Below are 20,711 nucleotides of genomic sequence, written 5' to 3'. Positions count from 1 at the left end.
ATTCCTCCTTAGATTATCCTTACAATTTAGCTAATGCTTCATCAAGTATACGCGCTTGTTCCACTTTATGTGCTTCTCCATCGCCTTCTGCAGGGCTTTGGCGCTGAATGCGTCCGAAGTACTTCACTTCTTTGCCATCTGACAGTTCACGCAAGTACGGATCTGCAAATGTCCACGACCCCATGTTCTGAGGTTCTTCCTGTACCCAAGCCAACTCTTTGGCGTTTGGATAACGGTCGACAATGGCTTTGATTTTCTCAGCTGGGAACGGATACAGCTGCTCTACACGGACAATATGCGCCCACTCATAGCCTTTGCCGTCTTTTACTCGTTCTGCCAGATCAATCGCCATTTTGCCGCTTGCGAAAAGGACGCGTTTCACTTTTTTCGCATCTTTGCCCATATTCGGCTGTTCAATGACAGTTTCGAATTGGCCATCAGCCAAATCTGCTACATCTGCGCCGACCAACGGATGGCGGAGCAATGATTTAGGAGACACGATGATCAATGGGCGAATTGCCTCTTCTCCGAGCATTTTAGCCTGACGGCGTAAAATATGGAAGTAGTTGGCGGCGCTGGAAAGGTTTGCGACTGTCCAGTTGTTTTCAGCAGCCATTTGCAGATGCCGTTCCAGACGGGCACTTGAATGCTCAGGTCCCTGTCCTTCATAACCATGAGGCAACAGCATGACCAAGCCTGATTTTTGGCCCCATTTTGCGCGTCCCGCAGAAATGAACTGGTCAAACATCATCTGCGCCATATTGGCAAAATCGCCGTATTGCGCTTCCCAGATAACAAGCGCTTTATCATTTTCAACATTGTAGCCATACTCGAAGCCCAATACAGATGCTTCACTTAATGGGCTGTTATAGACGACGAACGAGGCTTTGGCATCTGAAATATGATGCAGCGGCACCAATTCATTGCCATTCTTTTCATCATGCAGGACAAGATGGCGATGTGCAAATGTTCCGCGCTGCGCATCCTGGCCAGTCAAGCGAATTGGATTGCCTTCTTGAAGGATTGAACCGAATGCCAGCGTTTCAGCATGTGCCCAATCAATCTTGCCTTTATCATTGAACGGATCTTCACGACGTTTCAGAATTCTCGCCAATTTGCCGAAGGCAGAGAAATCACTTGGCCAAGACAAAAGTTCTTCGTTCATCTTCGTCAGAACCTCTTTATCGACACCCGTCGCAATTTCAGGATAACCGTTTAAGACAGCTTCCGGAATTTCAAGTTTCGGGAAGTCCGCCGTTTTATTTTCTTTGACTCTGTCATAAGCTTCCTGCATTTCTTTCTGTATATCGGCATCAAGTTTTTTAACATCATCTTCTGATAGAACTTGTTCTGAGGCCAATTGTTTTCCATAAAGTTCACGAACCGTATCATGCTGATGGATGCCATGGTACATTGTCGGATTCGTCACTAATGGCTCATCCATTTCATTATGGCCGTATCGACGATAGCCGATCAGATCGATCAAAATGTCTTTTCCGAATTTTTCACGGTATTCGAACGCCAGCCGTGCGACTGCCACCACCGTTTCAGGCTCATCGGCATTGACGTGGATAACCGGCACTTCAAAGCCTTTTGCAGGATCTGATGAATAATGTGTCGATCTTGAATCAAACTGTTCTGTTGTAAAGCCGATCAGGTTGTTGGCGATGACGTGGATTGATCCGCCCGTCTGATAGCCTTTGACTCGGCTGAAGTTCAAGGTTTCGGTTACGATGCCCTGACCCGGGAATGCCGCATCCCCGTGTACCAGAATCGCGTATGACTTTTTCGGATCCATTTTTGCCACACCCGTTTGATCGGTGAGTTCCTGAGCAGCACGTGTCTGTCCAGCAACGATCGGGCTGACGATTTCCAGGTGGGAAGGGTTATAGGCAAGTTTTACACTTGTCCCATTTTCTGATTTAAAAGCTGCGCCCATGTGATATTTAACATCACCAAACCAGCCTTTAGTGATTTGAAGCGAACCATCTTCTGGTAGGAAAGCATCGTCTCCTACATGTGCGAAGCCGGCAAACATCATCTCGTAAGGTTTGTTCAAAATATGTGTAAGCACATTTAAACGACCGCGATGCGCCATCCCGATCATGATATCTTGTGTTCCGGCAGACTCGGATAAGCGAACAAGTTCGTCCATTAGAACAACCAGTGAATCGACGCCTTCGATTGAAAACCGTTTTTGTCCAACAAATGTGCGGTGTACAAATTTCTCAAAGCCTTCTACGCGTGTCAACAGATCAAGAACTTGTTTCTTTTTGTCCGGATCCAATGTCGGTTTGACTGCACCAGCTTCGATTTTCTCCTGCAGCCAGCTGCGTTCCTGAGGCTGGATTACGTGTGAAAATTCGAAAGCGACTTTATCCGTATAAAGGGACTTCAAATAATTAATAGCTTCCAGGCCATTCGTTACATCGCTCGGTGCATTATTCAGAAGCAATGAAACAGGTACTTCCTTCAGATCCTGCTCGCTGAGGCCATTTGCAGGCTCAATACGGGAGCTGTCTTTTGGTTGGTCCTTCAACGGATAGATATCCGATGCCAGATGGCCATGAGCGCGAATCGCTTCCGCCAAATGAACAGCAGCCAGTACTTTTTCGAAATTGTTCGGTTCCACAGCTTTTTCGGTCGAAGCTTGTTGGCTTGTCGAAACTTGTTGGCTTGTGGAAGCTTCAACAGGCGGGCCGTATTGTTTGAAAAGTTCGACGTACTCTGGATCAAGCAATTCCGGTGATTCTTGATACAGATCATACATCTCCATTATGTATCCCAGGTTAGGGCCTGTAATGGAACTCCACGGGGATTTTGCATCTGGATAATTGCTAGACATTAAAAAAACCTCCAACTATTTGTTTGACGGCAGTCACTTTATTTGTTATATGTCTCGTCTATTTTATCACGCATCCCACTAGACATAAAGCAGAAGGCGTTTTGTTGATAAAAGTTTAAAATTCCCTATCAATCTTACTACTTCCCCGTTGAAAAACAAAGCCTTTTCGTGAAAATATTCACATAAGAAATTGTTAAGCGCTTTCATACTCTTCGCTTCTGCAATATGGCCTTATAAAGCCCTGTATTAAGGGAATGAATACATGTAGCAACTGCCTTTACCGTTGCTTTTCGCTAAATAAAGCGCAGCATCCGCTTTTTTGACCAAATCATCGAAATCATTTCCATGCACGGGATAAACCGAAATGCCCATTGATGAAGTCGGTGTAAAATGATGACCGCCGATTATCCAGCCGTCGGCAAGTGTTTGAGTGATCCGGCTGATGACGCTTTCCACCTGCTCTTGACTTTCTTCAGGAGCAATGCCGCATAGGGCCACCAGGAATTCATCGCCGCCTACTCGAGCAATCATATCTTGCCTGCGCACACTTTTTTTGATTGCCTGGCCGAAATGATAGATGAACTCATCTCCGACATCATGGCCAAATTGATCATTGATTGATTTAAAATCGTCTCCGTCGATGAACAACAAAGCAATATGTTCATCTTTTGCTTCTGCCTGCTCTTTCATCTGCTGAAATTGCTGGACCATGAGACGACGGTTGGGCAAATTCGTCAAACTGTCATGGTAAGCCATGAAATGGAGCTGTTCTTCCATTTTTTTTCGTTCTGTGACATCGAATAGGATTGACAACACTTGATAAATTCGGCCATCCATATCCATTAAAGGAATGATAGTGGCATCCACCCAGAAAACTTCACCATTTTTCTTTAAACTTTTTATCTGGCCACGCCAAATGGAGCCTTTCCTAACGACAGCACGAATCTTTTCATATTCTTCAGTGGAAATGACCGCTTTCCCTATCTTGGAAATATTGATGCCGATGAGCTCTTCAGCTTTATAACCGGTCAATTGATTGAAATTGTCATTGACGAATTCAATGGTACCAGACAAACTCCAGATTGCGACAAGCGCTGCGTAATTAAGTGCATCCTTGTAGCTCTCCAGAATATTCTCTGTCTTTTTCAGCTCATTCTTCAACAGCAATTCACTGGTCAACTCCCTGAACACAACATGAAATGCACGGATAATGCCATTTTCATTGATGGGAGAATAGCTGACTGAAAACTTCGCGTCTGTGCCATCGAGCTTTCGTCGCTTCATAATCACAGAAGTGCTTCTAGTTTCAGGCGAGAATTTTTCCAGCAATGTTTTTCCTGCCCTGAACACTTCTTTTTGTTTATCGGGCAAATCCTTGTAATAGCGGTTCACCCATTCTTCTTTTACTACGCCGAACGTTTCTTCATAAGCTGGATTCAAATCGATGATCATGTATTCTGCAGAAATCATGATCATCGGATCCACTGAGTTTTGGACCAGCGACTCATAAAATAAATAATCTTCTTCAATCTTCTTTTGAGCTGCCACATTTTTTGTGATTGCCAGCACAAATTTCTGCCCTTCAAACTCAATCGGAGTCAATTCGGTTTCCATTGCTGTATCCAGGTCACTAAACAGGCTATAGTCGCGGTAGATGTGCCTCTCTCCTGCTTTCAATGCAATCTGATACTGCTTTTTGATTTCTCTGGTCAAATCCGGTGGCATGCTGTCTTCCAACGTGGTGCCACGCAGTTCTTTTTTGAATATAGCAAAACACACCGGATTGACGTAGACATAGTCAAAGGTGTCACCGTTTTGCTCCATAAAATAGACAGGGTCTTTCGAATTTCTGTAGAGGAGGTCCAACTGCTCCAGGGTAAATGGCATTGGCATCTAGTTCACCGCTTTCCATTAGACGAATTGTTTCGAAAGTATTGATATTTGCTCACTGAACTGCGCATAGCGTGCCTGCTCATCCAGTGGTTCAGAAGAGAGGATTCTGCTGCCGGTCCCATTCGGTGGCCAGTCGAATTTAGCAACTGACAGATAGGTCGCATTGCCGGTAAGCAAAAGTTGGATGTCGTCCCCTTCTTTGGAAACTGAACATTTCACCATGCCTCCTGGATTGTAGACCGAAACATCCCCATAAGGAACCAGTCCCGCCATGCAGCTGATCAATGCTGAAGCCGTCATTGCAGTTCCACACGCATTCGTGAATCCTACACCACGCTCATAGGTCCGGACAAATATGCCGTCTTCCACAGGCGTCACGTAACTGACGTTGACCCCATCAGAAAAATAATCATTGTCGCCATTGAAATACTGCGCCCATTTCTGCTGATGGCTTGTATCCTTCTGCAAGTCCGCCGGTACAATCCCGATCAGGTGTGGGTTAGGAACAGCGACCGCTGAAAACGGAATTTCTTCTGACACGAATGGCAAGGGTTTATGTACCCAATCCTCATGGCCCTCGTAGTTCATCGGCAAACTGCTGAGCGAAAATGAAACCGGGGATATTTCGACCGCATAGGTTTTGATCCCTTCATTTAACGTCTCTTCTTTTTTGACGCGCAGCGAAGCTCTCATGGTTTCAATCACCGCTTCCTGTACGCCGTCGCGTTCACATACATACCGGGCCACACAGCGAAGGCCATTTCCACACATGGATGCTTCTGAACCGTCATTATTGAATACCCGCATCTTCGCGTGTGCAACAGATGAAGGCAAAATCACTAGAATACCGTCAATGTCCTTATCCAATGCCGATAGTTGAATCGCCATCTCAGCAAAATCATTGCGTTCATCCGATTCCAGCATATAGAAGGTATTCATAGAGCCATGGACTTTTGTCAACGTTATTTCCATTCCGGTCACCTCTTTTAATATAGTTGGAAGTTATTTTGTATGGGCTGAGACCAATTTAGCCATTTCAGCAGCAGTAATTGGCGCTTCGGCTTGTGTCATAGTTTCGATCAACTGGCCTTTCCCGGCCTGCAAGCGGTCCATTTCTTCTACAAAGCGGTCTGCAGTCAATTCTTCCTCTTCAACCACATGCGCAAAGCCCTGTTTCTTGAAGAGATTCGCATTCAGTATCTGATCGCCCCGACTTTTTTGGATGGATAATGGGACAAGCAGCATCGGTTTTTTTAATGCTAAAAATTCGAATATGGAATTGGACCCTGCCCGTGAAACCACAAAATCCGTCATATGCAATAAATGCGGTAATTCGTGCGTAACGTATTCAAATTGCCGGTAATTCACATGGACATCCAGTTCCGGCATACTGTTGCCTTTGCCGCATAAATGGATGATATTAAACTGTTCCAGCAGCCGTTCCAGATTATTGCGAACAGCTGAGTTGATCATAGCCGAACCTTGGCTTCCACCCATCACCATCAGAACCGGCAATTCATTATCGAATGGACAGATTTCCTGCCCTTTTTCTGTCGAGCCTTCCAACAGCTCACTGCGGATTAGTGAACCTGTACATGTAGACTTCTCACTCGGCACATGTGCCAGTGTTTCTTTGAAGACGGTGAAGATGTGGTCTGCGAAAGGCAGCGCAATCTTGTTGGCCAATCCAGGCGTAACATCCGATTCATGGATGATGACCGGGACCGACATCATGCGTCCAGCCATTGCGACCGGAACAGATACGAACCCACCCTTCGAAAAAATCGCCACAGGCTTGGTTTTCCGGATGATACTCATCGCCTGCATCAATCCAGCACCTACACGGAACGGATCCGAAAAATTCTTTGTGGAAAAATAGCGTCTTAATTTCCCGCTTGAAATGGCGTGGTAAGGAACGGATGGAAACGATTCACGGATCAGTTCGTTTTCAATGCCGTCTTTGGAACCGATGTACTCTACATGGAATCCTAAATTCTTCAGTTCTGGAATCAATGCCTGATTTAAAGAGACGTGTCCTGCTGTTCCGCCTCCGGTCAATAAAATTGTTCTGTTTTCCATTGCTCGTCCTACTCTCATCTATTAATTTGGCATAGCCGGACCGCTTTAAGCACGCCTTTCTATGCTATACTGGATTCTATGTGTAAAATTGTTTTTATAATATCTTACCGCCGGCGTGCCATGGCTTTAACAAAGTAAGAAGACTGCTTTACTGTACCTGGCTTCTTGCTTGAACTCTGCCCAAAACAGCCGAAGCGATATGAAAAACTACAGTCAAATTGCAACTCAGATAATTTGCGGGAGGAAAGAAGTATGCACCAAACAAGAACCATGAAAGAAAAAATGCTGCTGTTGGTGAAAATTGTTTTCCCGATTCTTGTCACGCAAATAGCGATGTATATGGTGACATTTTTCGATATTTACATGACTGCCCGCTACGGAACAGAAGATTTGGCAGGCGTTTCGATCGGCTCGTCCTTTTGGGTGCCCGTCTACATCGGCCTTGCTGGTATTCTTATGTCCATCACTCCAATTGTAGCACAATTGATGGGAGCTAAGAAAAAAGAACAAGTAAAACAAGCCGTCCAGCAAGGGATTTATTTGGCGTTCCTGCTGTCTGCAATCGTCTTTGCTTTCTTCTACTTCGGCATCGATTATCTGCTGGCCTTCATGGACCTTGAACCGGTTGTCGCAGATGTCGCAAGCCGTTATATCTTTGCGATGTCGATCGGGTTGATTCCGTTATTCGTCTACAATGCCTTGCGCTCCTATATCGATGCACTCGGAGCCACTCGTGTGACAATGGTCATTTCACTGCTGTCGGCACCTATCAATATCTTCTTCAACTACCTGCTGATCTTCGGGAATTTCGGTTTCCCGGAACTTGGAGGCGCAGGAGCCGGTTTTGCCTCGGCCATCACATATTGGCTGATTCTTGCGATTGCCATCTGGATCATCCATACAAGAAGTCCGTTCAATTCCTACGGCATCTTCCGTAAATGGCCGAAGGTGTCGCTTGGCTACTGGGGCGAAATCAGCCGGATCGGGGTTCCCATCGGCATTTCGATTTTTGTGGAAACCAGTATTTTCTCTGCCGTGACGTTTTTGCTGGCAGTTTACGGCACCGTCACCATCGCAGCCCATCAAATTGCCCTGAATTTCGCATCCTTATTGTATATGCTGCCGCTCAGTATCTCTATGGGCGCGACAATTCTGGTCGGCTACGAAGTCGGTGCCAAACGTTTCCGGGATGCCAAATATTATAGCTGGCTGAGTGTCGGCACTGCTATCATCTTGAGTGCCCTGTCCGCCTGTATCCTGTTCTTCATGCGCAGTGAAATTGCGGCATTGTATTCCTCAGACCCTGTGGTGGTCGAATTGGCCGTGCAGTTCCTGCTGTTTGCAGCTTTGTTTCAGCTCTCTGATGCGATTCAAGCGCCCGTTCAAGGAGCGTTACGCGGATACAAGGATGTGAACATCACCTTCATCATGGCCTTGATATCCTATTGGGTCATTGGCTTGCCTTGCGGATACCTGCTGGCAAATTTCACTGATTTCGGTGCCTTCGGCTATTGGATCGGTTTGATTGTCGGCTTGACGGCAGGAGCCGTCACCTTGTCTATCCGCTTGCTGTCGATCCAAAAAAAGATTTCCCGTCAAACCGCAGCAGTCCCGCGGAACGCGCAATAAAATCAGCTTGTTGAAAAAGTCTTCATACTACATTTCGCTCTAGGCGGACGCGTTCCACGGGCACGGCTTCTGCCGCTTCCCTCGCTCTGCTCAGTCCAGTGGCTCCAGCTCGTGTCGCTCTGTCGCTTTGCTCCGTCACTGCTCCCGTTGGAGTCGCCGCCTTCCGCTACATTCAAAGAAGAAAGAGTTCATAAAGTGGTTTAGAGAAGCGTCCGCTCGACTCCTGCGGGAAAGCGAGACGGCCGAGACCCCGCAGAGAGCAAAGCGAACGAGGAGGCTTGGACGCGAGCCCGCGGAAAGCGAGCGGTAAGCTTCGGAAAACCACGGCTTGTTAGAAGTTTCTTGACAGCCTGAATAAAATAGGGAACGATAAAAAGCAGGACACGAAAAATCAATGATTTTTCGTGTCCTGCTTTTAGTTATGCCGACTATTTCCCAATCGGTTTTCGATCTACTCAGCGGCTAGTTTTCGATACAAAGCGGCCAAACCGTCTTTTTCCGTCTGCGACAAATCTGATTGTTCAATCCGCGCCAGTGCCAACTCCAGTTTTTGCTGTCTGGATTTGCGGACGCGTGGATGGGTCAGTTCGTCATCCAATTCGATCAGCATGTATTTTTCAAGCTCTTGCTGAGTCGCAATCTTTTCCGCTGCCGCCCGTTGCGGCCAGAGTTTCCGATAAGCCTCAATCATGGAAGCTCGACTCCTTCCAAGCCTTCTCCGATTACGACAATCTGGTTCTGCATCTTGATGTATTCAGGAAGCCATTGCGCCATCCCATAGGCAAACTGGAAGGCATGCGGATATTTATCGCCTTCGAGCGGCACATAGCCTTTGATGCGGAATACCGTATCCGGGAGTGCGCGCAGCCACTCCTCAAACTTTTCCCGTTGCACTGGTGCTTCAAATTGCAGCACTTTGGCATTCAGGTTCAATTTTGAGATCGGGGCTTTCGCAACGTCTCCCGACTTTGAAGGCGTCAATTTATCCAACGCCGAAAATGGCACTTTGGCGTGCACGGTCTGAATGATCTGTGCTTTCGGATTCAGCGACTGGATTTCGTAAACCACCGTTCCCTGCTCGCCCTCTGTCAGCAAGTCCGATTTATTGGCCAGAATCAAATCGGCGTGGCGGATCTGCTCCAAAAACAACGAACGGATCTGCGGCGATAAGCTACCCCGGTCCATCCACCGTTTGCTGTCGGCTACCGTGACGATCCCTTTGAAATTCAAGCGGTCAGCAAATAAGGGAGAAAAGATGGCATCCAAGGCTTCTACCGGATGTGCGGCACCTGTTGTTTCAATCAGTAGGACGTCGAAGTCCTCTTCAGCCAGCAGGGTCTGGATCTGCGCTTCTGATTTCTCGGATCCCGAGCAGCAAATGCAGCCGTCAAGGATTTCCTTCAACGGCACGCCATCTTCTACTGAGTCGGAATCCATATTCATTTTACCGAGTTCGTTCATGAAGACGGCAGGCTTGAGGCCTTGTTCTTTCATTTGGCTGATCATGCCTTTCAGCAGCGTCGTTTTCCCGCTCCCCAAAAATCCACTGAACAAATATACATCCTTCATCGTCTCATCCTTTCAATCCCTGATTAAGAAAAGGCCCGCCTAAGCGGACCTTTAGAAATCACTCTTCAGTTTCTTCTGATGCCGAAGCTGCGATTCCCGCTTCTTCCATCAGAAGTTTTTTAGCTTCCTGCAATTGCGGATCATCATTTTCGATTTTTTCACGCAATGCATCCATTACTGCAAATGTACTGTCTCCAGTCAAGATGCCTGTCGCTTCCAGGTCATTTTCCTCCTGGAAAGTTTCCACAGCTTCTGTCATCTGCTCTTCAAATACACCATCCACTTCTCCGACTTCGTAGCCAAGTGCCTCGAGCATCTGCTCCGCAGTCTTGACCTGGTCGGAAATGACGCCGTCTTTCAGCTCTACTGAAGTATCCAGTACCGGAAGAGACGCATACGCAGGGTATGCCACTTCCACATCCGGCGCGATTCCTTTTTCATGGATCCAATTGCCGTCAGGTGTCAGCCATTTAGCTGTCGTAAATTTCAAATTAGAGCCATCTTGAAGGTCATTGGCTGTTTGGACAGTCCCTTTGCCGAATGTCTTTTCACCGACTAATTTGATGTCTGCCGACTCGTTCATCGCTCCTGCCAATATCTCGGACGCTGAAGCACTGCCGCCATCGATCAGCATCGTAACAGGAACATCGATTTTCGTACCTGCTGTAGACATATAGATTTCCGGTTCTGCACCTTTTGCCTGAACTTCAAATAATGGTTTACCTTCTTCAATAAACAAGTCGGAAATATCAAGAGCCACATCCAGCAAGCCACCCGGATTTTGGCGCACATCCATGACGAGCGCTTCCATTCCTTCAGCTTCCATTTCCTCAATGGCATCAAGCAATTCCTGATAGGTATTTTCAGAGAAACTTGTCACTTGAATATGTGCGACTTTGTCTCCGACCATTTCCGCGTAAACGGTCTCGATCGGAATTTCATCCCGCACGATGGTAATATCGATCGGATCTGCATTTTCGCCACGCACGATGGTCAATGTAACTTCAGTCCCTTTTTCACCACGAATCAGCATAACCGCTTCAGTTGTTGTAAAGCCTTGGATGCTTTCTCCATCAACCGCTATAATCTGATCGTTCGGCAAGACACCCGCTTTTTCTGCAGGTGAATTCTTGATGGGCGAAACCACTGTTATAAACCCGCCGCGTTCCTGCACTTCTGCACCGATTCCCTGGAAACTTGAAGAAATCCCTTCCAGGAATTGAGATGCTTCTTCTTCATTCATGTAATCGGAATACGGATCTTCCAACGAGTCGACCATGCCGTTGATCGCTCCATTGACCAGAACATCTCTGTCGACATCCTCGAAATACTGATCCTGGATTTGGTCATATGCCGTATACAGCTTCTCGAATTCGCGGCGTTCCGGCGAATTGACTTCCACTGCTTTGTCGTCGCCGAACGTTAAGGCAAAAACGGTCAAACCTGCCGTTGCTATTATTAAAAGGAAGACAAGCATAATGAACGAGAATGTTTTCATCTTAATAGTGTGCGACGGCGATTCTTCTACTGGCGGAATCTGTTCATGCTCTTCCCCCGGATGTTTATCATCCATCTATTTCACCACTTTCATAATTGCCTTCAGAACTGGAGAGCATTAAAAGAAAAAGACTGTCAAGACAGTCTTTTTTTAAAACTTGAGAGGCTGCTTGCTCTTTTCTTTCTACTCTTGGATCGCTGCGTCCAACGCTACGACGATCATATCGTTGAACGTTGTTTGGCGCTCTTCGGAAGTCGTCACTTCACCAGTCAGCAAGTGATCGCTGACAGTTAAGATTGAAAGGGCTTGGCGGCCGAATTTCGCAGCCAATGTGTATAGGGCAGAAGATTCCATTTCAAGTGCCAGGACACCATACTGCGCCCATTTTTCGTGCTCTGCAAATTCGTTGTAGAAGACATCTTCAGTAAAGACGTTCCCAACACGTAAATTCAATCCTTTTTCAATACCGGCGTTGTACGCTTTCAGCAATAGATCGAAATCAGCTGTAGGAGCATAGTTGACACCTTTAAAAATGATCTCGTTCATTTTTGAATCAGTTGAAGCACTTTGTGCCAAGATGACGTCGCGAACCTTAACGTCTTTATGGATTGAACCACATGTTCCAACACGGATCAATTTTTTCACATCGTATTCCTGCATCAATTCTGTAACATAGATCGAAATTGAAGGTACACCCATTCCTGTTCCTTGAACAGAGATGCGTTTCCCTTTATATGTTCCGGTATATCCGAACATATTGCGGACTTCGTTGTACAAAGTCACATCTTCCAAGAAAGTTTCCGCTATGTATTTTGCACGAAGCGGATCTCCCGGCAGTAGAATTGTTTCGGCAATATCGCCTTTTTTCGCATTGATATGAACACTCATCTAAAAACCTCACTTTAATATAGTCGATTTAATCATACTGGTTTTTTTCCTTTAGTGCAATGACGAGCCTTATTCCCCTGTATATTCTTCCCACATGTCATCAAAGGTGGACGCTTTCATGACGGGATGCGCCTTTTCTTCGATGTATTTGGATAGCTTGTCGAAATCCGTGGCCGTTTTGGGAAATGAATGATCCAAGAACATCGCTTCCGCAAAGCGTGAATAATCGTCAGCTACGAGCTTCCCCCGGTATTTCAATGCAAATTGATAAAATGAACGTTCCATGAAGGTCTCCTTCCATAATTTAAGGCAAAAAAAACCCGGACAGTTGTCCGGGAAACCCGTTATTCAAACAATTTCTTGTATTCGGATAAGCCTTCCGCATCCAATTGATCTTTAGGCACAAAACGAAGTGCTGCGGAATTGATGCAGTAGCGCAGGCCGCCAAGAGAAGACGGTCCATCCGGGAAAAGATGTCCAAGATGGGAATCAGCCGTTTCAGAACGGACTTCTGTTCTTCTCATACCGTGGCTTGTATCCAAGTTCTCTTTTACTTCTGCGCCATCAATGGGCTTGGCAAAACTCGGCCAGCCGCAATGGGCGTCGAACTTATCCTTGGAGCTGAAAAGCGGTTTTCCAGAAACGATATCTACGTAGATGCCGTCTTCGAAATGCTGATCGTATTCTCCCTGGAAAGGCGGTTCAGTCCCGCTTTCCTGGGTTACATGATATTGCATCGGCGTTAACTTCGCTTTCAATTCTTCTTTCATGATTGTCCACCCCAATTCTTTTCGATAAACGCTGTCCGCCCGGAACCTACCGAGTAACGATTGTAATGGGCAGGGTTTTTCTTATAATAATCCTGATGATACGATTCTGCCGGATAAAACGGCTTTGCTTCCTTGATAGGCGTGGCTACAGGCTTTTCAAATCTGCCTGAATTGTCCAGTTCCTGCTTGGATTTTTCTGCTGCGATCCGTTGCTCATCAGAATGATAGAAAATTGCTGTTCCGTAAGATTCGCCGCGATCAAAAAATTGGCCGCCTGCATCTGTCGGGTCGATTTGTGTCCAAAATACATCCAGTAATTTTTCATATGGAAAAATCTCCGGCTGGAAGGTAATTTGAACAGCTTCTACGTGGCCTGTGGCATTTGAACAAACCTGTTCATAGGTCGGATTTGGCAACTCACCGCCTGTATAGCCGCTCACCACTTCTTCGATGCCATCCAATGAATCGAAAGGCTTGACCATACACCAAAAACAGCCGCCTGCAAATGTTGCTTTTTCTGTCTTCATACGTCCACTCCGTTCCTTATGGTTCAATTGTCACCAGTAATCGGATATCGTCTTCTTGCAGGTTGAATGATGATGCACGAACGGAAATGCCATCATCCAATGGAATTTCCGTCAACTTGAGCAGCACTTCTTCGTCCGCAGGCATCACTTCCATAAACTCTGGAAGTTCAACCGAATCTCTAAGCAACTTTAACGCAGATTCGGGAGGAATATCCAGCATACCGACTTCTACCGACTTCTGTTCCAGCAATAAATTTCCATCTTCTTGAACGAGCGGTTCAAATTTCATCAAAATCGGCAGGGTCACTGAAAAAATAGTAAGCTCTGTCGACAAACTGACATCGTCATTAACCGACAATGCTAAAGGAATCGGCTGGTCTTTCATGGCATCCTGGATATAGGTATTGGCTATTCCTTCAAAATCAGCTTTTGTCGTATTGACCACTACCGTATTGCCGGTAGCAGGAGCATTTTTTAATGCCTGATAAGATGTGTAATCTTTTGGCGGAGTGGTCACATAAAGCACGACTCCCACCAATGCCAGGACATTAAATGCTAGCAGTATAAAGAAAGCGATACGCCATTTTTTCATTATGTCACCACCCTATTCTTGATAGCTCAATCCGCATTCTTCCATCCGTTCCAGGATGCGCTCAGTCATCAAGTCATACCCTTTGCTGTTCGGATGAAAAAAGTCGGAATGGTAAACCAAGTTTTTATTGCCGACAAACAAATCACTGACAGGCACAAAGCATGCCTGCGGATCCTGTTCTGCTCTTTCTTGCATCACATCATTATATGAGGCGATAATTTGATCGAACTCCTCGACTTCATCCGTAATGAGCGAGAAGGGATTATAGATGCCCATTACGATCATAGGGGCATTCGGGTTGATGTCCCGGATTGCCGTAAAAATCGTATCGAATCGATTTTCATAGAGAATCAGTTCATCAGCAAAAGCTTCCATATTCAACGAAAACAGATCCCGTTTGACGATCCGCATGACATCATTGCCACCGATTGTCATTGTCAGGTAATCCGCTTCCGCCACCGGACCGGTAAGTTCACCTTGCTGGAACATGGCCAGCAATTGATCGCTGCGGCGCCCGCGTTTGGCGGTATTTTCAACAGCGACCCCTTCAATTCCTTGCCAGGTCCGAATTTCGGCTGCAATCCGACCTGTATAGCCACCCAGATTTTCTGTATCGCCTACGCCTTGAGACAAGGAATCCCCAAGCGCTGTGAGAATCACTGCTTGAGGAATGAAATTAGGCGGAACCGTGTATGGATTGATGGCTGGTTCGCTTCTTGGTTCCGCTTCTTCATTTCCAAAGATAAACGTTGGACTGCACCCCGCTACTATACCCATGGACAAAATGACAATAATAAACAGGATGCGTTTCAAATTTGTCTCCCCTTTTTCGAATGGGCCTTACCACTTCAGTTAATCCGTGTAGTACATAAAACCAATCGCTCCGATACCCGTGTGGGTGGAGATGACTGGAGTTGTAAAATCGAATTTAATATCCGTAAAACCCGTTTCCTTGATTTTTTCCCGCAACGGTTCAGCCATCGCCAAGCCATTGGCGTGGGCAATGCCGACACCTTTGACTATCTTCCCGGCTGTCCGCTCCATGAACTCTTTCATCAAGTAATCCACCACTTGCTTGTGGCTTCTGACTTTGGCAACTGGCGTATACTCTCCGTCATCCAATGAAGCGATCGGCTTAATCTTCATCAATGACCCCAATAATGCGCGGCCTTTTCCGATACGGCCGCCTTTCACCAAATTATCGAGCGTATCCACTACGACGAACAGCTTCGTATTCAGGCGGATCTGTTCAATGCGCTCCACGATTTCTTCCATTGATTTTCCGGCTTTCGCCATATCAGCAGCCTCAAACACCTGGAATGTCAGCGCATGGGAAATATAGCGTGAATCAATGACCGTAACATCCGAATCCGTCAGCTGAGCTGCGGTTTTTGCCGATTCGACAGTGCCGCTCATTCCGCCGGTCATATGGATTGATAAAATCTGATCTCCATTTTCGCCTAGCTTGTCATAAAGTTCCTTGAATACCCCAGGAGCCGGCTGTGAGCTTTTTGGCATTTCATCGGAATTCTTCATCAATTCAAGAAAAGATTCAGGCTCCAGGTCAACCCGATCCAGATAGGTTTTCCCGCCGATTTGAATCGTTAAGGGAACTACATGCAAGTCGTATTTTTCAATGACCTCCGGTTTTAGATCGGCGGTCGAATCCGTGACAATATGAATCTTGGACATGAAATCACTTCCTTCTTCTCTACTTAGTTTAAGGAATTACAGAACAGTAAACAACTGATAGGGTTGCTACCCGCTTCAAAACCCATCCTCAGTTAGTGGTTTTTGAGAGAGCGAGTGTCAAAACAGCTTCAGCAATTTGCGACCGGACCAATGTAATCGCTTCTTTCGAATCAAGCGTTCCGATCAATTCTGCAGAGATGGGATTCAAAATCTGGACCTTGACATCCGCTGGCAAGACCTTGTTGTTATTTTTTTCCATTATATCGGAAGTTCCATGAATCGCAATCGGCAGAATAGGTACACCTGCATCTTTTGCAATGCGCATGAACCCGGACTTGAATTCACCCAATCCCTGTCCTTTGCTTCTAGTCCCTTCAGGAAAAATCAAGATCGAATGGCCATCTTTCAATTTCCCGACTGTATCGGTGATGGACTTTAATGCGCTCCGACGATCGGTGCGATCCAAAAAGACGCAATTCATCTGTTCCATATACATGGAGATGATCGGCAGCTTTTTTACTTCTTTTTTGGAGATAAAGCCGAATGGTTTCGGGATTGTCGAAAGCAGGACCGGAATATCAAAATTCCCCTCATGATTACTGACAAAAAGGGCAGGTCCTTCAGGTAAATTTTCCATTCCGGTAATCGAGACGGTGCTTTTCGTCCGCTCCATAATGCCGGATGCCCATTTTTGGGGCTCTATATGGATCAGTTGATCGTATTCCTGTATGCTCAGCTGAGGTTTCTGCTTCATGCACTTTTTCAGGTTCACTGCACTGAATGGCAAATAGCCAAAAAGAAACGAGAATGTCCGGATCGAATTAAACATGGTCTATTTCTTTTTGCGCCGTTCGTATACCAGATACGAAAAAGGCACTTCGTTTGAAATTTGCTGTTCCGACTCTGAAACGAGCTTCCATTCACGTCCATATTCCGGGAAGTAGGTGTCCCCTTCAAATGACTGATGTACTAGCGTGATGTACAAGCGGTCTGCATCGTCCAGCACCGAGTTGAAGATCTGCTCGCCGCCGATGATCATGACTTCTTCATGGACTTCTTTGGCTAATTTTACGGCATCCTGTATGTTATGGACGACATCGACACCTTCCGCCTCATAATCATCATTGCGAGTGACGACGATATTGCGGCGCTTCGGAAGCGGCCGGCCGATGGATTCATACGTGTTGCGCCCCATGACGATGCCTTTCCCAATGGTGTGTTCTTTAAAATAAGCTAAATCTGCTGGGATATGCCAAGGCAATTCGTTGCCTATGCCGATGACACGGTTTTGATCATGCGCTACCATCAATGAAATCATGCATTTTCCTCCTATACCGCTCTTCGGCGGATCCTGAGCTTTAATGATCAGGCTTTTTTGTTATTAAATAAATCCATTAAACTGCGACCGGCGCTTTGATCCGCGGATGCGGATCGTACCCTTCAATTGTAATATCCGCCAGAGTCAAGTCAAAAATCGATTCGACGTCTTCGTTGATCTTTAAAGTCGGCAATGGTTTTGGCTCTCTTGCCATTTGCTCTTTAACCTGTTCCAGATGATTGGAATACAGATGGGTATCGCCTGTTGTGTGGACGAAATCGCCGACTTTCAACTTGCATTCCCGTGCAATAAGGTGTGTCAAAAGCGCATAGGATGCAATATTGAAAGGCACGCCTAAAAAGACATCTGCACTGCGCTGGTACAGCTGGCAGGACAGTTTGCCATCCGCTACATAGAATTGGAACATGATGTGGCATGGCGGCAAAGCCATGTCGTCGATGAATTCAGGGTTCCAGGCAGTAACCAGGTGACGGCGGGAATCCGGGTTGTTCTTGATCGACTCAATGACATTTTTCAATTGGTCGATGGTTCCGCCTTGGGTTGTTGCCCAAGAGCGCCATTGTTTGCCGTAAACCGGCCCAAGGTCGCCGTACTTTTCAGCAAACTCCGGATTTTCGATGACTTTCCGTTGGAAGCCTTGCATTTCCATCTTATACAGTTCCTCAAATTGCGGATCTTTTTGCGCACGGCGGCCGAAATCAGTCATATCGGGACCTGCATACTCATCGCTTGTGACCCATTGGGCAAACGCCCATTCATCCCATATATGATTATTGTCCTGCAGCAAAGTCCGGACATTGGTGTCGCCTTTGATGAACCAGAGAAGTTCCGAGACGATCAAGCGAAACGCCGTTTTTTTAGTGGTCATCAGTGGAAACCCTTCAGTTAAATCGAATCGCATCTGGTGGCCGAAGACACTTAAGGTTCCTGTACCGGTCCGATCTTCCTTCGTCGCTCCATTATGTAAAATATGTTCGCATAAGTCTAAATATTGTTTCATGTAATTCGCCTCCATTATTAAGTTTAATCATAACAATACTGCTGGTGTTAATAAAGATTTTAAATTTAAATTAAACCTGAGAATCATTATTTCAGATGCCGCTTCGGTCGCTTTGGGCAAGGCTCACACAATAAGCCGGGAAGTACACCCGTCTTATCGCTCCGCCCAGCCCGCGGACGCGCCGGCGCTAAGAGATTGGTAAATTCAAAGCGAACTCATTTTTCTACTGTATAATTCGCCAAAACAAAAAACCGTCACATAGTGAGCGGTTTAGGAGAGCCATTTCGGCGGTGTATTTTTGGACCAGTAAATATCGCCCACGGTTATGTGCTTTTGGAAATCATCTTCGGCCAGATGGTAGTGGAAATTGAAGGAATAGCCAACTTGCGGCTTTTTCTCCGTTCTGACATGGAAGCGGATTTCGTCTTTATTGGTTTCAGTATCGTAGACATGGAAGATCTTTTCTGAGTAATCGCCGGACGGTTTCTCAGATATGGCCAGTTTGCTTAATTTACCGGAATCAAGAGTTGCCAAATGAACGTCGATCGCCCGCTGGATGTTCGGCAGGATCATGGTCTGGAATTCATCCTGTATCACAGGACCGATCCGCGATCCGAACTTCAGGTAAGACTGCTCTTCGGCAGATTGGTGCACAGTGTCAAGTATGGATTCACCGGTAATGTAGAACTCACTCGGATCGATCCAATCATACGTATATTGTTTGTTATCACTTTCTGCTGCATGTGATTTCGGTTGGCCTTTTTCGTCCAGAAGCGACTCCCAGATAAGATGGTTCGGAGAGATGGCGCCCAATGTTAAAACGGCAACTGCAATCACCAGCGACTTTTGCCACCAATTTTTCATCAACATCACCTTTTCATTTATGAACATTTTAGTAACACGCTTGCTTATTTATACGAATTTTATTGGTAAAGGTTTCATCTTCTTGAAATTCATTGTACAATAAAGTCATTAACAACGCCTTGTTTTTTTGAAAAGGAGGAATTTTTCATGGATGCATCATTATTGATTGGACTGGGTCTTCTATTTATGCTCGTATATTTGACTTCACTTTCTTTTACAGACTAGTAAGCAATAAAAAAACTTCCTGGATAACGGGAAGTTTTTTTATTGCTTATTTTTTGGTTTGGCAAGAGATCAAACCGTAATGGAATTTCGTATTCGGACGTACACGCCGGGTAAAACCGAAGCGTTCAAAATCCTGTGAGCGAAAATGCGCTTTCAGGACAATCGCCTTGCGCGCCACCCTTTTCGCTTCGTCCATCCACTGTTGTGTCAATTGCCCCTGGTCAGCGGGACCTCTTAGTGGTGTAAAATTGGATGCTTCCGTAATTTCTTCTGTGAACATTGGATCCATGTAGATCACGTCAATCGAATTTGTTTCCAGTTTCTGCAAAAATGACACCGCATCGGAAGAAATCACTTTAATGCGTTTCATCGCCTCTTCCAAATGCGGCATGCCGCTATATTGCTGCAGGCCTTGCCCTACGACGTATGCGAGGACAGGATGGCTTTCACAGCCATACACCTGGCCCTGTTCACCAACGTGCTGGGAAGCCACAATCGAATCAGATGCCAACCCCAATGTGCAGTCCAGAAAAGAATCGCCGGGCTGTAGACTCGATACTTCGATCAAAGGGTCTTGTTCAAGCGGCCTTTTTGTCCGGAAAGCCGCTGAATTCGGATGAAAAAAGAACGGCTCGTTTTTACCCAGTGGATAAAACTCGAGCCGTTCCTTTAAACAGACTAGAAGATCCGCTCTTTCATCCATATGCAATCTTTCGATGGAGCGTTTATTGCGTGGAATCTGATCGAGCGAAAGATCTGCTGAAACGCGGCCGGCCTGTTCGAAGATGTACGAAGTTGGCCGGTACGCTGTGGTGATGACCGTTTTCACTGAGCAGCCACCTGTTCAAGGGCCTGTGCCAAATGGTCGCGGATCTGTTCCATCGGATAACCTTCAATGTGTTCGCGCGGAATAAAGTGAGCCAATTGGCCATCCTTCAATACGGCAATTGAGGGTGAAGACGGTGGTATCTCTTCAAAATAATTGCGCATCTGTGCAGTCGCTTCCTTATCCTGTCCAGCGAATACCGTCACCAGATGTTCCGGCTTAGCTTCCACTGTCTGCAGCGCTTCAATGACTGCCGGACGTGCCAAACCAGCTGCACAGCCGCAGACTGAATTAATGACTACAAGACTTGTGCCGTGAGCGCTGCTCATATGTTCGTTGACCTCTTCAGCCGTCAATAATTCCTTGAACCCCGCACCGGTCAATTCCTGGCGCATAGGTACAACTATGCCTTTCATGTATTCATCATATGCGTTCATGCTTTCGCCCCTTTTCCTAGTAAATATTTTGTTGCGTA

21 protein-coding genes are annotated in these 20,711 nt (G+C 46.2%); 1 reads left to right on the top strand and 20 read right to left on the bottom strand.

Annotated features, from left to right (window positions below; all coding sequences use genetic code 11):
• Positions 1–19: 19 nt before the first annotated feature.
• The 4 genes from ACRC6Q_RS08175 to ACRC6Q_RS08160 all read right to left on the bottom strand — a co-directional run bounded on the left by ACRC6Q_RS08175 (position 20) and on the right by ACRC6Q_RS08160 (position 6,817).
• Positions 20–2,845 (bottom strand): 2-oxoglutarate dehydrogenase E1 component, encoded by a 2,826-nt coding sequence (locus ACRC6Q_RS08175; RefSeq protein WP_431466212.1) that lies wholly within the window; start codon positions 2,843–2,845, stop codon positions 20–22.
• Positions 2,846–3,091: 246 nt separating this feature from the next.
• A complete protein-coding gene (locus ACRC6Q_RS08170; RefSeq protein ID WP_431466211.1) occupies positions 3,092–4,738 on the bottom strand; it encodes a diguanylate cyclase domain-containing protein in 1,647 nt (548 codons plus the stop codon).
• Between the two features lie 18 nt (positions 4,739–4,756).
• Positions 4,757–5,710, bottom strand: coding sequence for a diaminopimelate epimerase (dapF, locus tag ACRC6Q_RS08165; protein WP_223632446.1), 954 nt, complete (start codon positions 5,708–5,710; stop codon positions 4,757–4,759).
• A 30-nt stretch (positions 5,711–5,740) separates the two neighbouring features.
• The gene (locus ACRC6Q_RS08160; protein ID WP_223632448.1) at positions 5,741–6,817 is read right to left on the bottom strand and encodes an undecaprenyldiphospho-muramoylpentapeptide beta-N-acetylglucosaminyltransferase; all 1,077 of its coding nucleotides are present in this window, start codon (positions 6,815–6,817) and stop codon (positions 5,741–5,743) included.
• A 252-nt stretch (positions 6,818–7,069) separates the two neighbouring features.
• Between ACRC6Q_RS08160 and ACRC6Q_RS08155 the strand changes: the two genes are divergently transcribed.
• The gene (locus ACRC6Q_RS08155) at positions 7,070–8,446 is read left to right on the top strand and encodes an MATE family efflux transporter (RefSeq protein WP_431466210.1); all 1,377 of its coding nucleotides are present in this window, start codon (positions 7,070–7,072) and stop codon (positions 8,444–8,446) included.
• 451 nt (positions 8,447–8,897) lie between these two features.
• Here ACRC6Q_RS08155 and ACRC6Q_RS08150 read toward each other — a convergent pair whose 3' ends face one another.
• The 16 genes from ACRC6Q_RS08150 to ACRC6Q_RS08075 form a co-directional block, all read right to left on the bottom strand.
• Entirely contained in the window at positions 8,898–9,137 is a 240-nt protein-coding gene (locus ACRC6Q_RS08150; RefSeq protein WP_223632454.1) for a hypothetical protein, read from the bottom strand.
• Positions 9,134–10,015: a CobW family GTP-binding protein gene (locus ACRC6Q_RS08145; RefSeq protein WP_223632458.1), complete on the bottom strand. Its 882-nt coding sequence runs from the start codon at positions 10,013–10,015 to the stop codon at positions 9,134–9,136. Before ACRC6Q_RS08145 ends, ACRC6Q_RS08150 begins: the two co-directional genes overlap by 4 nt.
• 58 nt (positions 10,016–10,073) lie before the next feature.
• Complete coding sequence (locus ACRC6Q_RS08140; RefSeq protein ID WP_431466209.1) at positions 10,074–11,588, bottom strand: S41 family peptidase; 1,515 nt, start codon at positions 11,586–11,588, stop codon at positions 10,074–10,076.
• Positions 11,589–11,696: 108 nt separating this feature from the next.
• Entirely contained in the window at positions 11,697–12,401 is a 705-nt protein-coding gene (gene deoD, locus ACRC6Q_RS08135) for a purine-nucleoside phosphorylase (RefSeq protein WP_223632464.1), read from the bottom strand.
• A gap of 69 nt (positions 12,402–12,470) precedes the next feature.
• Positions 12,471–12,686 (bottom strand): YozE family protein, encoded by a 216-nt coding sequence (locus tag ACRC6Q_RS08130; RefSeq protein ID WP_223632467.1) that lies wholly within the window; start codon positions 12,684–12,686, stop codon positions 12,471–12,473.
• 59 nt (positions 12,687–12,745) lie between these two features.
• Positions 12,746–13,171 (bottom strand): peptide-methionine (R)-S-oxide reductase MsrB, encoded by a 426-nt coding sequence (msrB, locus tag ACRC6Q_RS08125; protein ID WP_223632471.1) that lies wholly within the window; start codon positions 13,169–13,171, stop codon positions 12,746–12,748.
• Positions 13,168–13,698 (bottom strand): peptide-methionine (S)-S-oxide reductase MsrA, encoded by a 531-nt coding sequence (msrA, locus tag ACRC6Q_RS08120; protein WP_223632474.1) that lies wholly within the window; start codon positions 13,696–13,698, stop codon positions 13,168–13,170. Before msrA ends, msrB begins: the two co-directional genes overlap by 4 nt.
• Before the next feature lie 16 nt (positions 13,699–13,714).
• Positions 13,715–14,290 carry a YpmS family protein gene (locus tag ACRC6Q_RS08115; protein ID WP_223632477.1) on the bottom strand — a complete coding sequence of 192 codons (576 nt, stop codon included), beginning with the start codon at positions 14,288–14,290 and terminating at the stop codon, positions 13,715–13,717.
• Between the two features lie 12 nt (positions 14,291–14,302).
• Entirely contained in the window at positions 14,303–15,103 is an 801-nt protein-coding gene (locus ACRC6Q_RS08110; protein WP_394121694.1) for a GDSL-type esterase/lipase family protein, read from the bottom strand.
• 39 nt (positions 15,104–15,142) lie between these two features.
• Positions 15,143–15,982 carry a DegV family protein gene (locus ACRC6Q_RS08105; RefSeq protein WP_223632482.1) on the bottom strand — a complete coding sequence of 280 codons (840 nt, stop codon included), beginning with the start codon at positions 15,980–15,982 and terminating at the stop codon, positions 15,143–15,145.
• 88 nt (positions 15,983–16,070) lie between these two features.
• Positions 16,071–16,811, bottom strand: coding sequence for a lysophospholipid acyltransferase family protein (locus ACRC6Q_RS08100; RefSeq protein ID WP_431466208.1), 741 nt, complete (start codon positions 16,809–16,811; stop codon positions 16,071–16,073).
• 3 nt (positions 16,812–16,814) lie between these two features.
• Positions 16,815–17,300: a dihydrofolate reductase gene (locus tag ACRC6Q_RS08095; protein ID WP_223632487.1), complete on the bottom strand. Its 486-nt coding sequence runs from the start codon at positions 17,298–17,300 to the stop codon at positions 16,815–16,817.
• Positions 17,301–17,376: 76 nt separating this feature from the next.
• Positions 17,377–18,321 carry a thymidylate synthase gene (locus ACRC6Q_RS08090; RefSeq protein ID WP_431466207.1) on the bottom strand — a complete coding sequence of 315 codons (945 nt, stop codon included), beginning with the start codon at positions 18,319–18,321 and terminating at the stop codon, positions 17,377–17,379.
• Positions 18,322–18,591: 270 nt separating this feature from the next.
• Complete coding sequence (locus ACRC6Q_RS08085) at positions 18,592–19,185, bottom strand: YpjP family protein (protein ID WP_223632489.1); 594 nt, start codon at positions 19,183–19,185, stop codon at positions 18,592–18,594.
• 271 nt (positions 19,186–19,456) lie between these two features.
• Entirely contained in the window at positions 19,457–20,239 is a 783-nt protein-coding gene (locus ACRC6Q_RS08080; RefSeq protein WP_223632491.1) for a class I SAM-dependent methyltransferase, read from the bottom strand.
• Positions 20,236–20,673 carry a BrxA/BrxB family bacilliredoxin gene (locus tag ACRC6Q_RS08075; protein ID WP_223632493.1) on the bottom strand — a complete coding sequence of 146 codons (438 nt, stop codon included), beginning with the start codon at positions 20,671–20,673 and terminating at the stop codon, positions 20,236–20,238. Before ACRC6Q_RS08075 ends, ACRC6Q_RS08080 begins: the two co-directional genes overlap by 4 nt.
• Positions 20,674–20,711: the final 38 nt, after the last annotated feature.

This window comes from Planococcus sp. SE5232 (assembly GCF_050686535.1).
GTDB lineage: Bacteria > Bacillota > Bacilli > Bacillales_A > Planococcaceae > Planococcus.
Note: the sequence above shows the minus strand (reverse complement) of the source record. Positions and strands in the feature narration are given on the sequence as shown.

Bases quoted from the DNA above. Each gene is read 5' to 3' on its own strand.
- ACRC6Q_RS08145 (WP_223632458.1), bottom strand. From the start codon at position 10,015: ATGAAGGATGTATATTTGTTCAGTGGATTTTTGGGGAGCGGGAAAACG.
- ACRC6Q_RS08130 (WP_223632467.1), bottom strand. From the start codon at position 12,686: ATGGAACGTTCATTTTATCAATTTGCATTGAAATACCGGGGGAAGCTC.
- ACRC6Q_RS08160 (WP_223632448.1), bottom strand. From the start codon at position 6,817: ATGGAAAACAGAACAATTTTATTGACCGGAGGCGGAACAGCAGGACAC.
- deoD (WP_223632464.1), bottom strand. From the start codon at position 12,401: ATGAGTGTTCATATCAATGCGAAAAAAGGCGATATTGCCGAAACAATT.
- msrB (WP_223632471.1), bottom strand. From the start codon at position 13,171: ATGAAAGAAGAATTGAAAGCGAAGTTAACGCCGATGCAATATCATGTA.
- ACRC6Q_RS08170 (WP_431466211.1), bottom strand. From the start codon at position 4,738: ATGCCAATGCCATTTACCCTGGAGCAGTTGGACCTCCTCTACAGAAAT.
- ACRC6Q_RS08090 (WP_431466207.1), bottom strand. From the start codon at position 18,321: ATGAAACAATATTTAGACTTATGCGAACATATTTTACATAATGGAGCG.
- ACRC6Q_RS08140 (WP_431466209.1), bottom strand. From the start codon at position 11,588: ATGGATGATAAACATCCGGGGGAAGAGCATGAACAGATTCCGCCAGTA.
- ACRC6Q_RS08115 (WP_223632477.1), bottom strand. From the start codon at position 14,290: ATGAAAAAATGGCGTATCGCTTTCTTTATACTGCTAGCATTTAATGTC.
- dapF (WP_223632446.1), bottom strand. From the start codon at position 5,710: ATGGAAATAACGTTGACAAAAGTCCATGGCTCTATGAATACCTTCTAT.
- ACRC6Q_RS08100 (WP_431466208.1), bottom strand. From the start codon at position 16,811: ATGTTTAATTCGATCCGGACATTCTCGTTTCTTTTTGGCTATTTGCCA.
- msrA (WP_223632474.1), bottom strand. From the start codon at position 13,698: ATGAAGACAGAAAAAGCAACATTTGCAGGCGGCTGTTTTTGGTGTATG.
- ACRC6Q_RS08095 (WP_223632487.1), bottom strand. From the start codon at position 17,300: ATGATTTCATTGATGGTAGCGCATGATCAAAACCGTGTCATCGGCATA.
- ACRC6Q_RS08105 (WP_223632482.1), bottom strand. From the start codon at position 15,982: ATGTCCAAGATTCATATTGTCACGGATTCGACCGCCGATCTAAAACCG.
- ACRC6Q_RS08155 (WP_431466210.1), top strand. From the start codon at position 7,070: ATGCACCAAACAAGAACCATGAAAGAAAAAATGCTGCTGTTGGTGAAA.
- ACRC6Q_RS08075 (WP_223632493.1), bottom strand. From the start codon at position 20,673: ATGAACGCATATGATGAATACATGAAAGGCATAGTTGTACCTATGCGC.
- ACRC6Q_RS08150 (WP_223632454.1), bottom strand. From the start codon at position 9,137: ATGATTGAGGCTTATCGGAAACTCTGGCCGCAACGGGCGGCAGCGGAA.
- ACRC6Q_RS08175 (WP_431466212.1), bottom strand. From the start codon at position 2,845: ATGTCTAGCAATTATCCAGATGCAAAATCCCCGTGGAGTTCCATTACA.
- ACRC6Q_RS08085 (WP_223632489.1), bottom strand. From the start codon at position 19,185: ATGAAAAATTGGTGGCAAAAGTCGCTGGTGATTGCAGTTGCCGTTTTA.